This window comes from Scandinavium sp. UTDF21-P1B, from assembly GCF_040750395.1.
Lineage (GTDB): Bacteria > Pseudomonadota > Gammaproteobacteria > Enterobacterales > Enterobacteriaceae > Scandinavium.
In genome coordinates this window covers 84,282-98,596 of record NZ_JBFLVD010000014.1, presented here as the reverse complement: position 1 = coordinate 98,596, position 14,315 = coordinate 84,282, and the positions used below count along the sequence as shown (strand labels likewise).

At 52.7% G+C, this 14,315-nt stretch carries 14 protein-coding genes and 2 tRNA genes; 5 read left to right on the top strand and 11 right to left on the bottom strand.

The genetic code is table 11. From position 1 onward, the window contains the following. Positions 1–11 precede the first annotated feature (11 nt). The 8 genes from pnp to AB1287_RS11200 form a co-directional block, all read right to left on the bottom strand. The gene (pnp, locus tag AB1287_RS11235; RefSeq protein WP_435617804.1) at positions 12–2,147 is read right to left on the bottom strand and encodes a polyribonucleotide nucleotidyltransferase; all 2,136 of its coding nucleotides are present in this window, start codon (positions 2,145–2,147) and stop codon (positions 12–14) included. A 246-nt stretch (positions 2,148–2,393) separates the two neighbouring features. Further along, positions 2,394–2,663, bottom strand: a complete 270-nt coding sequence (gene rpsO, locus AB1287_RS11230; RefSeq protein ID WP_312625433.1) for a 30S ribosomal protein S15 — start codon at positions 2,661–2,663, stop codon at positions 2,394–2,396. Positions 2,664–2,809: 146 nt separating this feature from the next. Beyond that, positions 2,810–3,754, bottom strand: a complete 945-nt coding sequence (gene truB, locus AB1287_RS11225; protein WP_435617803.1) for a tRNA pseudouridine(55) synthase TruB — start codon at positions 3,752–3,754, stop codon at positions 2,810–2,812. Beyond that, the gene (rbfA, locus tag AB1287_RS11220) at positions 3,754–4,155 is read right to left on the bottom strand and encodes a 30S ribosome-binding factor RbfA (protein WP_312625429.1); all 402 of its coding nucleotides are present in this window, start codon (positions 4,153–4,155) and stop codon (positions 3,754–3,756) included. The genes truB and rbfA overlap by 1 nt, the downstream gene beginning before the upstream one ends. Positions 4,156–4,258: 103 nt before the next feature. After that, on the bottom strand, positions 4,259–6,937 hold the full coding sequence (gene infB / locus AB1287_RS11215; RefSeq protein ID WP_312625428.1) for a translation initiation factor IF-2: 2,679 nt from the start codon (positions 6,935–6,937) through the stop codon (positions 4,259–4,261). A gap of 24 nt (positions 6,938–6,961) precedes the next feature. Next, positions 6,962–8,449, bottom strand: coding sequence for a transcription termination factor NusA (gene nusA, locus AB1287_RS11210; RefSeq protein WP_312625426.1), 1,488 nt, complete (start codon positions 8,447–8,449; stop codon positions 6,962–6,964). A gap of 27 nt (positions 8,450–8,476) precedes the next feature. Further along, on the bottom strand, positions 8,477–8,929 hold the full coding sequence (gene rimP, locus AB1287_RS11205; protein ID WP_312625424.1) for a ribosome maturation factor RimP: 453 nt from the start codon (positions 8,927–8,929) through the stop codon (positions 8,477–8,479). A gap of 196 nt (positions 8,930–9,125) precedes the next feature. Then, positions 9,126–9,202: transfer RNA gene (locus AB1287_RS11200), tRNA-Met, on the bottom strand. Between the two features lie 333 nt (positions 9,203–9,535). Here AB1287_RS11200 and argG point away from each other — a divergent pair. From argG to AB1287_RS11175, 5 genes are all read left to right on the top strand, one after another. Further along, entirely contained in the window at positions 9,536–10,882 is a 1,347-nt protein-coding gene (gene argG, locus AB1287_RS11195; RefSeq protein WP_312625422.1) for an argininosuccinate synthase, read from the top strand. Positions 10,883–11,066: 184 nt separating this feature from the next. Next, on the top strand, positions 11,067–11,696 hold the full coding sequence (locus AB1287_RS11190; protein WP_435617802.1) for a helix-turn-helix domain-containing protein: 630 nt from the start codon (positions 11,067–11,069) through the stop codon (positions 11,694–11,696). A 216-nt stretch (positions 11,697–11,912) separates the two neighbouring features. Next, a complete protein-coding gene (locus tag AB1287_RS11185; protein WP_435617801.1) occupies positions 11,913–12,086 on the top strand; it encodes a hypothetical protein in 174 nt (57 codons plus the stop codon). Continuing rightward, a complete protein-coding gene (locus AB1287_RS11180; RefSeq protein WP_435617800.1) occupies positions 12,034–12,507 on the top strand; it encodes an outer membrane beta-barrel protein in 474 nt (157 codons plus the stop codon). The genes AB1287_RS11185 and AB1287_RS11180 overlap by 53 nt, the downstream gene beginning before the upstream one ends. 134 nt (positions 12,508–12,641) lie before the next feature. After that, entirely contained in the window at positions 12,642–13,187 is a 546-nt protein-coding gene (locus AB1287_RS11175; RefSeq protein ID WP_435617799.1) for a YfaZ family outer membrane protein, read from the top strand. Between the two features lie 53 nt (positions 13,188–13,240). Here AB1287_RS11175 and AB1287_RS11170 read toward each other — a convergent pair whose 3' ends face one another. The 3 genes from AB1287_RS11170 to secG form a co-directional block, all read right to left on the bottom strand. Next, positions 13,241–13,411 carry a hypothetical protein gene (locus AB1287_RS11170; protein WP_435617798.1) on the bottom strand — a complete coding sequence of 57 codons (171 nt, stop codon included), beginning with the start codon at positions 13,409–13,411 and terminating at the stop codon, positions 13,241–13,243. A 391-nt stretch (positions 13,412–13,802) separates the two neighbouring features. Then, a tRNA-Leu gene (locus AB1287_RS11165) sits at positions 13,803–13,889 on the bottom strand. Positions 13,890–13,898: 9 nt separating this feature from the next. Continuing rightward, positions 13,899–14,228, bottom strand: coding sequence for a preprotein translocase subunit SecG (gene secG / locus AB1287_RS11160; RefSeq protein WP_435617797.1), 330 nt, complete (start codon positions 14,226–14,228; stop codon positions 13,899–13,901). Positions 14,229–14,315: the final 87 nt, after the last annotated feature.

The window sequence follows — 14,315 nt, the reverse complement described above, 5'->3', positions numbered from 1 at the left end:
TAACGGCAACCTTACTCGCCCTGTTCCGCTGCCGGTGCTTCCGGCGCGGCCGCAGGCTGAGTCTGCTCGGTCGCTTCTTTAATGCTCAGACGTACGCGGCCCTGGCGATCAACTTCCAGAACTTTCACCGGTACTTCCTGACCCATCTGCAGATAGTCAGTCACTTTCTCAACGCGCTTATCGGCGATCTGAGAGATATGAACCAGACCTTCTTTACCGCCACCGATCGCCACGAATGCGCCGAAGTCGACGATGCGAGTCACTTTACCGTTGTAGATACGACCCACTTCGATTTCAGCAGTGATCTCTTCAATACGGCGAATGGCGTAGGCCGCTTTGTCACCGTCGGTCGCTGCGATTTTAACGGTACCGTCATCTTCGATTTCGATGGTGGTGCCGGTTTCTTCCGTCAGCGCACGGATAACAGAACCGCCTTTACCGATAACATCTTTGATCTTATCTGGGCTGATCTTAATGGTGTGGATACGCGGTGCGAATTCAGAGATATCGCCACGCGGTGCGTTGATTGCCTGTTCCATCACGCCCAGGATATGCAGACGCGCACCTTTAGCCTGATTCAGAGCAACCTGCATGATCTCCTTGGTGATACCTTCAATTTTGATATCCATCTGCAAAGCAGAGATACCGTCGCGGGAGCCCGCTACTTTGAAGTCCATATCGCCCAGGTGATCTTCATCACCGAGGATGTCAGACAGCACAACGAAGTTGTCGCCTTCTTTCACCAGACCCATTGCGATACCTGCAACGGCAGATTTCACCGGCACGCCTGCGTCCATCAGTGCCAGAGAAGCACCGCATACGGAAGCCATGGAGGAAGAACCATTGGATTCGGTAATTTCAGAAACCACACGTACGGTGTACGGGAATTCTTCGGTGGTTGGCATGACTGCCAGCACGCCGCGCTTCGCCAGACGACCGTGACCAATTTCACGACGCTTCGGAGAACCGACCATGCCGGTTTCGCCTACGGAGTACGGAGGGAAGTTGTAGTGGAACAGGAAGCTGTCAGTACGCTCGCCCATCAGTTCGTCGATGTTCTGTGCGTCACGCGCCGTACCCAGAGTTGCCGTTACCAGCGCCTGAGTTTCGCCACGGGTGAACAGCGCGGAACCGTGAGTACGCGGCAGTACGCCAGTGCGCACGTCCAGACCACGGATCATGTCTTTTTCACGACCATCGATGCGTGGTTCGCCAGCCAGCACGCGGCTACGAACGGCATTTTTCTCGATGTCATGCAGAATATCGCCCAGCTCGTTTGCGTCCAGGGATTCGTCTTCAGCGACAAGCGTCGCGATAACTTCAGATTTGATAGCATCAATCTGAGCGTAACGTTCCTGCTTGTCAGTGATGCGGTAAGCATCGCTCAGACGCGCTTTAGCCAGCTCGGAAACACGTGCATTCAGCGCTTCGTTAACGGCTTCTGGCTGCCAGTCCCAACGTGGTTTACCGGCTTCTTTCACCAGGTCGTTGATGTTCTGAATAACAACCTGCTGCTGCTCGTGACCGAACACCACAGCGCCCAGCATCTGATCTTCGCTCAGCAGCTCTGCTTCGGATTCAACCATCAGCACAGCGGCTTCAGTACCGGCAACAACCAGATCCAGTTTGCTGGTTTTCAGCTCTTCCTGGGTTGGGTTCAGCACGTACTGGTCGTTGATGTAACCAACGCGAGCGGCACCAATTGGGCCGTTGAATGGAATACCGGACAGCGACAGCGCAGCGGATGCACCGATCATTGCCACGATATCCGGGTTAACCTGTGGGTTTACGGAAACAACGGTCGCGATAACCTGAACTTCGTTAACGAAGCCTTCCGGGAACAGCGGGCGAACCGGGCGGTCAATCAGACGCGCGATCAGGGTTTCGCCTTCGCTTGGACGGCCTTCACGACGGAAGAAACCACCCGGGATTTTACCGGCAGCGTAGGTACGCTCCTGGTAGTTAACGGTCAGAGGGAAGAAGTCCTGGCCTGGTTTCGCTTTTTTCTGACCAACAACGGTCACGAAGACCGCAGTGTCATCCATGCTAACCATAACGGCAGCCGTCGCCTGACGTGCCATCATGCCGGTTTCCAGAGTGACCGTGTGCTGGCCATACTGGAATTTACGAACGATCGGATTCAGCAAAATTTTTATCCTTTCAAAATGGTGAGCGCGCATTAGCGAATGCACCGCTCAGAGAACCGATCCTCTTGCATCCTCGCGACTAATGACAGCCTTAACGACTGGTAAGGCTGTCATTAGTCGCGCGAAACTCTGCAATGAAGATCATTTATCGCATCAATACAAACAATACATGAGTTTCAGCCTGATTGCTGCCATCTGGTTGAAAAAAGGGGCCATAAAGGCCCCTCTTTCTGAAACTCGCCAGAATTAGCGACGCAGACCCAGACGCTCGATCAGCGCAGTGTAGCGTGCTACATCTTTACGTTTCAGGTAGTCGAGCAGTTTACGACGCTGAGAAACCATACGCAGCAGACCACGACGGCTGTGGTGATCTTTTTTGTGCTCAGAGAAGTGACCCTGCAGGTGGTTGATCTGAGCGGTCAGCAGTGCAACCTGAACTTCGGTAGAACCGCTGTCGTTAGAACCACGACCAAACTCGGAAACGATTTTTGCTTTAGCTTCAACGCTTAGAGACATTTTAAACTCCAGAATAAAATAGGAAAAAGGGTGCCGATCTCTAATTCAGCGACCCCAGGATTAACGCACTGACGCAGGCTGGCCTTTGTTCAGGCGTTAAGCGGCAATATTCTACCCGCAGCGACCTGTTATCGCAAGGCAGGCGATTATTCCGAATACTCAACCACCAGACGACGCGGGGCAACGCGGCCTTCGTCATCAATTTCACCCATACCGATAAACTTGCCATCATCGCCTTCCGTCACGCGGACCAGACCACTCACCTGCACGTTCGCCGAACGCACCGGATTACCGTTTTTAAAGTAAACGGAGGAGGTCAGCGGCAGATTGACGATCGGGAAGTCGGCAGCCGGACTGTCCATTGGCATCAGCAAAGGATCCAACAGCTGTGCTGCAGGAATATCCTGAGATTCCGCCTGTGCGACCAGCGCCTGCAAATGCTCCAGCGTCACCATCCGCTCGACCGGATAGCGGCTGACGGCCAGACGACGCAGCCTGATCACATGCGCACCGCAGCCAAGCTTTTCACCGAGATCGTCGATAATCGTCCGGATATAAGTCCCTTTTGAGCAGTGGATCTCCAGCTCCAGTTCATCACCTTCGTGGCGAAGGAACAGCAGCTCATACACCGTAATTGGACGAGCTTCGCGAGGCACATCAATGCCCTGACGGGCATATTCGTAGAGCTTTTTACCCTGATATTTCAGCGCCGAATACATCGATGGCACCTGCATGGTATCGCCGCGGAAGCTTTCCAGCGCGCTCGCCAGATCGGTAGCGCTGAACGTCAGCGGACGCTCTTCCACCACCTGCCCATCGGCATCCGACGTATCGGTACGCTGTCCAAGCTTCGCAATCACGCGATAGCGCTTATCGGAGTCCAGCAGGTACTGGGAAAACTTGGTGGCTTCGCCAAGACAGACCGGCAGCATACCGGTCGCCAGCGGATCCAGCGCCCCGGTGTGCCCGGCACGGTTAGCGTTATAGAGACGCTTCACCTTTTGCAGCACATCATTGCTCGACGCCCCCTGCGGTTTATCCAGCAGGAGCACGCCATGAATGTCGCGACCACGACGACGAGGACGACTCATCAGTCCTCCTTGTTGTCGTCCGGGTTCACACGACGCTCATCGTCATGACGCACCACGTTAGTCACCAGGTTAGACATGCGCATCCCTTCTACCAGCGAGTTATCGTAGAAGAAGGTCAACTCTGGCACGATGCGCAGACGCATTGCTTTACCGAGCAGGCTACGGATGAAGCCTGATGCGTCCTGCAGCGCGCGGATGCCCGCTTTCACCGCAGCTTCATCTTTATCGTTCAGGAAGGTCACGAACACTTTGGCATATGCCAGATCGCGGGAGACTTCCACACCGGAAACGGTCGTCATCAGGCCCAGACGAGGATCTTTGATTTCGCGCTGCAGGATGATAGCAATCTCTTTTTGCAGCTCCTGGGATACGCGCTGCGGGCGACCAAATTCTTTCGCCATAATAAATTCTCCAGACAAAAAAGGGGCTATCAGCCCCTTTTGAAATTCATGCCGGGTGGCGCCTCGCTTACCCGGCCTACAATCTGAACTAATCTGCGGTAGATTAATCGATGCTGCGCTGGATCTCGATGATCTCGAACACTTCGATCATATCGCCGACGCGAACGTCGTTGTAGTTCTTCACGCCGATACCACATTCCATGCCGTTACGGACTTCGTTGGCATCATCTTTGAAGCGGCGCAGAGATTCCAGCTCGCCTTCATAGATAACCACGTTGTCGCGCAGGACGCGGATTGGGTTGTGACGTTTGACCACACCTTCGGTAACCATACAGCCTGCGATGGCACCAAATTTCGGCGATTTAAACACGTCACGCACTTCAGCCAGACCGATGATCTGCTGTTTCAGCTCTGGTGACAGCATGCCGCTCATTGCTGCTTTCACTTCGTCGATCAGGTTATAGATGACGGAGTAGTAACGCAGATCCAGGCTTTCGGCATCGATTACTCGGCGCGCAGAGGCATCTGCACGGACGTTGAAGCCAACCAGAATCGCGTTGGATGCCGCAGCAAGCGTCGCGTCGGTTTCGGTGATACCACCTACGCCAGAACCGATGATCTTCACTTTCACTTCGTCAGTAGAAAGCTTCAGCAGAGAATCGGAGATCGCTTCGACAGAGCCCTGTACGTCGGCTTTCAGCACAACGTTCACTTCGTGAACTTCGCCTTCGGTCATGTTGGCAAACATGTTTTCCAGCTTGGACTTCTGCTGACGCGCCAGTTTAACTTCACGGAATTTGCCCTGACGATACAGCGCAACTTCACGCGCTTTCTTCTCGTCACGAACAACCGTTACTTCGTCACCGGCAGCCGGAACGCCTGACAGACCGAGGATTTCCACCGGAATAGACGGACCTGCTTCCAGTACTTCCTGACCCAGTTCGTTACGCATCGCACGAACGCGACCGTACTCGAAGCCACACAGCACGATGTCGCCTTTGTGCAGGGTACCTTCACGAACCAGCACGGTAGCAACCGGACCACGACCTTTATCCAGGAAGGATTCGATTACGGCACCGCTTGCCATGCCGTTGCGAACGGCTTTTAGCTCCAGAACTTCAGCCTGCAGCAGGATAGCGTCGAGCAGGTCGTCAATACCGGTACCCGCTTTCGCAGATACGTGGACGAACTGGCTCTCACCGCCCCACTCTTCCGGCATGATGCCGTACTGGGACAGTTCCTGCTTCACGCGGTCTGGATCGGCTTCCAGCTTATCGATTTTGTTCACCGCAACGACAACAGGCACGTTCGCCGCTTTCGCGTGCTGAATAGCTTCGATAGTTTGTGGCATCACGCCATCGTCAGCAGCAACAACCAGGATGACGATATCCGTCGCCTGAGCACCACGAGCACGCATGGAGGTAAACGCGGCGTGGCCCGGAGTATCAAGGAAGGTGATCATCCCTTTAGCATGCTCAACGTGATAAGCACCGATATGCTGGGTAATGCCGCCTGCTTCGCCAGAGGCCACTTTCGTTGAACGAATGTAGTCGAGGAGAGACGTTTTACCGTGGTCAACGTGACCCATAATGGTCACAACCGGTGCACGCGGTTCAGCCGCAGCGCCGGTATCACGGTCACTCATTACCGCTTCTTCCAGCTCGTTTTCACGACGCAGGATAACTTTGTGGCCCATCTCTTCGGCAACCAGCTGTGCGGTTTCCTGGTCGATGACCTGGTTGATGGTGGCCATTGCGCCCAGCTTCATCATCGCTTTGATGACCTGAGAACCTTTAACCGCCATCTTGTTAGCCAGATCGCCAACGGTGATGGTTTCGCCGATCACAACGTCACGGTTAACGGCCTGAGCTGGCTTCTGGAAGCCCTGCTGCAGAGTGGAACCTTTACGTTTGCCACCTTTACCGCCACGAAGGGAAGCGCGAGCTTCTTCGCGATCGGCTTTGGATTCAGCATGTTTGTTGGCTTTCTTCGCTGGACGCGCGGCTTTGGTGTTACGACCACGGCCACGACCAGCTTCACTTTCACGGTCGTTTTCATCTTCAGCCTGACGAGCATGCTGAGAGGTGGTGACGTGATAGTCGCTGGTGTCTTCAGTCGGCTCAGCGTTCGCATTGCCGTTCTTTTCGTTCTCTTCTGCCATGCGGCGTGCTTCTTCCGCAACGCGACGCGCATCTTCTTCAAGCTTGCGGCGCGCTTCTTCTTCCGCTTTACGCTTCAGCTCTGCGGCTTCGGCTTCACGGCGGGCTTTCTCAGCCTGGGCGGTTTTAGTCATATCGTCTGTATTGCTCACTTTGTCTTTTTCCGCAACGTCACGTTTCGCTTTATCAGCGGATTCACGTTTCGCCTGTTCTGCGGCCTCACGTTCAGCTTTTGCCTGTGCCTCACGTTTGGCTGCTTCTTCAGCCTCACGACGGGCCTGTTCTTCCGCTTCACGCTTCGCTTCTTCTTCCGCCAGACGGTCAGCTTCCTGCGGATCACGTTTTACAAAGGTACGCGTTTTACGGACTTCAATCTGCACCGATTTGCTTTTGCCACCCGTGCCCTGAACGCTCAGGGTACTGCGGGTTTTACGTTGCAGCGTCAGCTTGTCTGGCGCGGAGCCGTGTTCACGGTTCAGGTGTGCCAACAAGGTTTGTTTTTCTTGCGCGGTCACAGAATCATCAGCTTTCTTTGGGATACCTGCGTCAGCGAATTGCTGTACCAGGCGGTCCACGGAAGTCTGAATTTCTGCGGCCAGCGTTTTTACGGTTACATCTGTCATGCTGTTCCTTCCTGCTACAGTTTATTACGCTTCGTCGCCGAACCAGCAAATATTACGTGCGGCCATGATGAGCTCACCGGCTTTCTCGTCGGTTAACCCTTCGATGTCAGCCAGGTCATCAATGCCCTGATCGGCGAGATCTTCCAGCGTACAAACGCCGCGGGCAGCCAGCTTAAATGCCATTGCGCGATCCAGACCTTCAAGGTTCAGCAGATCGTCAGCCGGTTTGTTATCACCGAGGCTTTCTTCCTGTGCCAGCGCCAGCGTGGTCAGTGCGTTTTTCGCACGTTCACGAAGTGCTTCAACGGTCGGTTCGTCCAGGCCGTCAATTTCCAGCAGTTCTTTCATTGGCACGTAGGCCAGTTCTTCCAGGCTTGAGAAGCCTTCTTCGACCAGTACGGTCGCGAAATCTTCATCAATATCGAGATATTTGGTGAAGGTATCGATCGCCGCGTGAGCTTCTGCCTGATGCTTCGCCTGCAGATCGTCAACGGTCATGACGTTGAGATCCCAACCGCTCAGCTGAGAAGCCAGACGCACATTCTGGCCATTACGACCGATCGCCTGCGCCAGGTTGCCCGCTTCAACCGCGATGTCCATGGTGTGCTTATCTTCGTCAACGACGATAGACGCCACGTCAGCCGGAGCCATTGCGTTAATCACAAACTGCGCCGGGTTGTCGTCCCACAGCACGATATCGATACGCTCGCCGCCAAGCTCAGTAGAAACAGCCTGAACGCGCGCGCCACGCATACCGACGCAGGCACCGACCGGGTCGATACGCTTGTCGTTGGTTTTCACGGCGATTTTCGCACGTGAACCCGGATCGCGGGCTGCCGCTTTGATCTCGATAACTTCTTCACCGATTTCCGGCACTTCAATGCGGAACAGTTCAACCAGCATTTCTGGTTTAGAACGGGTCACGAACAGCTGTGCACCACGTGCTTCCGGGCGTACAGAGTACAGCACGCCACGAATACGGTCACCCGGACGGAAGTTTTCGCGCGGCAGCATATCTTCACGCAGGATCACGGCTTCAGCATTGTTGCCCAGGTCCAGAGAGATGTTATCGCGGTTCACTTTCTTCACCACGCCGGTGATGATCTCACCTTCGTGTTCACGGAACTGGTCAACTACCATTGCACGTTCCGCTTCGCGGACTTTCTGCACGATAACCTGTTTCGCGGTTTGCGTAGTGATACGGTCGAAGGTCACAGATTCAATCTGGTCTTCAACATAGTCGCCGACGTTGAAGCTTTCATCTTCAAAACGCGCGGCTTCCAGGGTGATCTCTTTCGTCGGCTGAGTCACTTCCTCAACGATAACCCAACGGCGGAAGGTATCGAAATCACCGCTTTTGCGATCGATCTCAACGCGAACATCAATCTCTTGTTCGTATTTTTTCTTTGTTGCCGTTGCCAGCGCACTTTCCAGCGCTTCGAAAATCTTCTCGCGCGGCAGCGACTTTTCATTGGAAACGGCTTCAACAACAGCCAAAATTTCTTTGTTCATCGGGGCCTTTCACCTCAATCCAGACTGTTAAAAGTGGGGAACCAGGTTCGCCTTCTGGATGTTACTCAGCGCGAACACTTCATCTTTGCCTTCGACAGTAACAGTGATCATCTCACCGTCTACCGCTTTGATAATGCCCTGCCATTTGCGACGGTTCTGAACCGCCATACGCAGGACGACGGCGACCTCTTCACCGAGGAATCGCGTGTAATGTTCAGCGGTGAACATAGGACGGTCGAGCCCTGGTGAGGAAACTTCCAGGTTATAAGCGACGGTAATGGGGTCTTCGACATCCATGACGGCACTGACCTGGTGGCTCACATCAGCACAATCATCAACATTGATGCCATCTTCACTATCAATATAGATGCGCAGCGTAGATGTGCGACCACGAATAAATTCGATGCCGACCAGCTCGAAGCCCAGTGCCTCAACCGGCGCCGTAAGCATCTCTGTTAATTTCTGTTCTAATGTGGACAAGCCCACCCCCAAGACATAAAAAAAGGGCGTAAAGCCCAGTTATTCTTTAGTCAGATAACAAAAAACCCCGATAAATCGGGGCTTTAGATAACTGAACCCTATAACCGCAAGTGCGGTTTAGAAACCTTTCCATGAGAATTTTTTCAAATCCAGCGACGATTTCGAAGAGACTATTTGAAAAAACTCAAAGGGAAAGTGGTTGCGGGGGCCGGATTTGAACCGACGACCTTCGGGTTATGAGCCCGACGAGCTACCAGGCTGCTCCACCCCGCGCCTGAAACGTGGCATATTTTACTCATTCTGAGCAAAAAACGCAAATACTGCTGGGATTTGGTACCGAGGACGGGACGTAAAATCGGCCTGCAGTATATTGAAAACACATCGAGCGTGTCAACTCATTCAAATTGATAATTGAAGCAGCATAGAAAACCTGCTGTTATGCATAATGTTATCGCATTGAAACGGGAAAATTTTCGCTAAAACGCATGAATCACTTCCTGTTCCCGACAAAAAATGATTAAATGAAAACTCACTTATTTTGCATAAACATGCAGTAGGCGCTAAGGCACTTACCTCACTACAGTCTGGCAAGCAGGGTTTTACTTTATGACGACGATTCTCAAGCATCTTCCATCTGGTCAACGTATTGGTATCGCTTTCTCCGGTGGCCTGGACACCAGCGCCGCGCTGCTGTGGATGCGAAAAAAAGGCGCCGTGCCATATGCGTACACCGCAAATCTCGGCCAGCCAGATGAAGAGGACTACGATGCCATCCCTCGCCGTGCAATGGAATATGGCGCTGAAAATGCGCGTCTTATTGATTGCCGCAAGCAGCTGGTTGCAGAAGGCATTGCCGCCATTCAGTGTGGCGCATTCCACAACACCACCGGCGGCCTGACCTATTTCAACACCACGCCGTTGGGCCGTGCCGTTACCGGCACCATGCTCGTTGCCGCAATGAAAGAAGACGGCGTCAACATCTGGGGCGATGGCAGCACCTATAAAGGCAACGATATCGAACGCTTCTATCGTTACGGCCTGCTGACCAACGCCGAGCTGAAAATTTACAAGCCATGGCTCGATACCGACTTTATCGATGAGCTCGGCGGGCGTCAGGAAATGTCTGAGTTTATGATTGCCTGCGGCTTCGACTACAAAATGTCCGTCGAAAAGGCTTACTCCACCGACTCCAACATGCTGGGCGCAACGCACGAAGCCAAAGATCTCGAGTTCCTGAACTCCAGCGTCAAGATTGTGAACCCGATTATGGGCGTGAAGTTCTGGGATGAGAGCGTGAAAATCCCGGCTGAAGAAGTAACCGTACGCTTTGAACAAGGCCACCCGGTCGCGCTTAACGGCAAAACCTTCAGCGATGACGTAGAAATGATGCTCGAAGCTAACCGTATTGGCGGCCGCCATGGCCTTGGTATGAGCGATCAGATTGAAAACCGCATCATCGAAGCCAAAAGCCGTGGCATCTATGAAGCGCCGGGGATGGCACTGCTGCACATCGCCTACGAACGTTTGCTGACCGGTATCCACAACGAAGACACCATTGAGCAGTATCATGCACATGGCCGTCAGCTTGGTCGCCTGCTCTACCAGGGCCGCTGGTTTGATTCCCAGGCGCTAATGCTGCGCGACGGTCTACAGCGTTGGGTGGCCAGCCAGATAACCGGCGAAGTGACGCTGGAGCTGCGTCGCGGGAATGACTATTCCATTCTGAACACGGTATCCGATAATCTGACTTACAAAGCGGAACGTCTGACCATGGAAAAAGGTGAATCCGTCTTCTCACCAGACGATCGTATCGGCCAGTTGACCATGCGTAATCTGGATATTACCGACACCCGCGAGAAGCTGTTTGGCTACGCTAAAACGGGCCTCCTCTCAGCCTCTTCCGGCAATGGTCTGCCGCAGGTTGAAAATCTGGAAAACCTGACGAAGAAATAATCTTCCTCAAGGCCGGCTCGCCGGCCTTTATTATTTTTAGCCGTATTAACGCTTGCCAGTACATCACAATTTTTGCTCCTGAACGGTATTTCAGCCGAATTTACCTGTCAGTATATTCACGCGTGCATTACCCTATCTTCTATAATTCTGACGGCAGAAATCGTCATTTTTCATGAGGATCTCTATGCACATCTCGCCGCCTATTCGCCCCCAACAGGTCATAAACCGACTTCTGGACGCGCTTGGACCCTACGCCACGCCAATCAACGCCATTGCCAGAAAAAAGCTGAACTGGAACTACAAAGGTAAACAGCAAATGTGGCTATTTAAGAAGGGCGAAATCTCCATTCTTCGCGCATCCGATGGCTTGCTGATGATAACGGTCTATGAAGCACACATCTTTGGCGTTGCCGAAACTCTTCAACCCATGCAGGGGCATCAGCTGCGCGTTGAAACCGATTCCGTGCTTCTTCGCATTGATGCCGAAGAAGCCATAAAGATCATCAGCGAACTCAACCTTTGGAAAGAGGCCACCGCGCTTCTGGCTTACCACACCGCCTATCTGGCCTACCGCGATGCGCTGGTATTGCAACAGCGTACTTACGCCGTTATCCGCAATCACCTGATGGAAATGATCCTGCTCCCTGAGGAGATGCGAATGCGGGTTTCCATTCTTGATTATATTCAGGACAGAACGCATCTCTCCCGGAGCAGCATCCTGAACGTTTTGTCTGCCCTAAAGAAAGGAAAATATATTCAGTTTATCCGCGGTGGATATTTGCAGCATATCGAATCCCTTCCTGAAAAATTCTGATGTAACCTACACTTTCTGCGCTTAAATAAGCGCAGAAAGATTTTACATTTCAATACATCTGCAAACATACGGACAATAAACCGCTTAAAACCCGGCCGTTATTTAAATTTAAACGTCTTTGAAATAACCCAAAATAGCAATTATCGCTATCTTAGCGGCTGACGTTATTGCCGAACACTTAGAGTTTGAGATTTAAATACAGGATTAAGATTCAACATGAAAAAGACGCTTGTTGCTTTGATGGTTTTAAACGCATGCGCTGTCTCCACCGCCTTTGCGGCAGGTGATGCCGGTACCTGGTACGGCGGCGCGAAATTTGGCTGGTCCCATTACGCCGATGTCAGCGGTGATAAGGGCTTCAACGAAAGTCTGGCTCCCTCTGGCGATTGAAGGCGGCTACGACTACCTGGGCAACATGCAGTACAACGGCAACCACGGAGTGAACGGTGCCAAAATGAAGAGCCAGGGCCTGCAGCTGTCACTGAAAACCAGCTACGCGCTGACCGATAGCTGGGATCTTTATGGCCGCTTCGGTGCGATGGGCTACCGTGCAGAAACCGACGTTGCCGGTCATAACAACTTTGAAACTGGCGTGCGTCCGGTTGTCGCCGCAGGTACCGAATATGCCTTTGCCAAAAACTGGGCAGGCCGTCTGGAATATCAGTGGGTCAGCAACGTGGGCAATGCCAACCAGATCGGCCTGAGCTCCGATGTTCACTCTGTAACCGCCGGTATTGTTTACCGTTTTGGTCAGCATGATGACGCAGCGCCGGCTCCAGCACCTGCGGTAACCGGACAGGTAATGCGCTGATTAGCTGCCTCTCTCCCGATCGTCGGGTTGTCGTGCAAATCTCCGGCCAATAATTTTTTACACGCAACAGCAACCACTTGATTCATTTGCCCGATCGCGCACATCGGGCTTTTTTACATTTGAAGGATCAATTCATGCGTATATTCAGATTCAAAACCGCGCTACTGCTCGCGACACTTAGCACCACTGCCAACGTAAATGCTGCGGTGAACCTCCATGCCGAAGCGGGTGAAAAATTCACTGACCTTTCTGCAAGCTTTGGTGCCAACGATCCTGGTCTGACGTTTAACGGCAACTGGGGGCACAGTGACGATGACGGTGATGTCGCGGGATTGGGAATGGGGTTTAACCTGCCTTTAGGACCCGTACTGTTTACCGTCGGTGGAAAGGCACTGTACCTGAATCCGAAAGACGGCGACGAAGGCTATGCCGTTGCCGTCGGTGGAGGCGCTCAGGTTCCTCTGGGCGATTTCATTACCGTCTTTGGAGATTACTACTATTCGCCTGATTCGCTTTCAAGCGGCGTTGAAGACTATGTGAAAGCCAACGCGGGCGTGCGGCTGAAGGTTATCAAATCCATGAACATCGAGGCAGGCTATCGCTATATTGATATGGCGGGTAAGAACGGTCATCGGGATAACACCCTGGCTGACGGCGCCTATGCAGGCTTCAGCTTCTGAACCTTGCCAAAGATTGCCGGCTCCCGGCAATCTTTACTGCGTGCAATACTTCCTCAGGCAGCGACGTTAATCGGTTTCAGCATATCATTGATTGCCTTCAGCCCTGCCAGGTTCCCCTCTTTACGATAGCCTTCGTTCATGGCCGAAATCTGCTCAAGCTTCGACAACGCGACAAAAATACGGTGTGCGTCGCTGCGGGTGTCAAATACCTCTGAAGGCTTCACACCCTCACCTAAATGCGATTTTAGCGAAAACCGCAATTTGCTGAGACGGTCAGCATTCCCTTTATAACAATTCGTCACGTCACGACTGTTTGCCGTGGAGCTATTTTGCACACGAACTACCGGTACTGGCATTTCCTGTATTTCATTGACGGTCTTTAAGGGAGATGAATTGCTGCAAGCGGTGAGCATAAATATGCCCGTAAGCATTACCATTTTAGAGAGAGAGTCACGGCGTCTTCGTTCCTGCATGATGATGTAAAAATAGACGAAGCCGACTTTATCGATTAATTAAGAAGGTCTACAGGAGAGATTTGTTTATTAAAAAACAGAGGGCGTCAGGGGGGGACAAAAACAAAAAAAGACGTCTTTCGACGTCTCTTTTCTGGAATATTGGTACCGAGGATGGGACTCGAACCCACAAGCCCGTTAGGGCACTACCACCTCAAGGTAGCGTGTCTACCAATTCCACCACCTCGGTATACAACCCTTAGTGCGGGATATCGCTGCCCGGCTGCGCCGGTGCTGCTGGCTGAGTCTGCTCCGTTTTAGGTGCAGTCAGATTATCCCACTCGCTTCCTTTACTGGTTTTGTTGGTATTGATGTTACCCAGAACCAGACTGATGATGAAGAACAAGGCTGCCAGAATCGCCGTCATGCGGGTCATGAAGTTACCAGAACCACTTGAACCAAACAGCGTAGCGGATGCGCCTGCTCCGAAGGAGGCTCCCATATCAGCGCCTTTACCCTGCTGCAGCATGATAAACCCTACGAGGGCAATCGCAACAAGAAGGAAAACGACCAGAAGAGCTTCGTACATAATCAACCTGTTCCTTGCGGTATTACCGCATACCAATTGCTTCAACCATTAAAGCGGGACTTTTTAACGTTTCCCACTGAAGCGGGT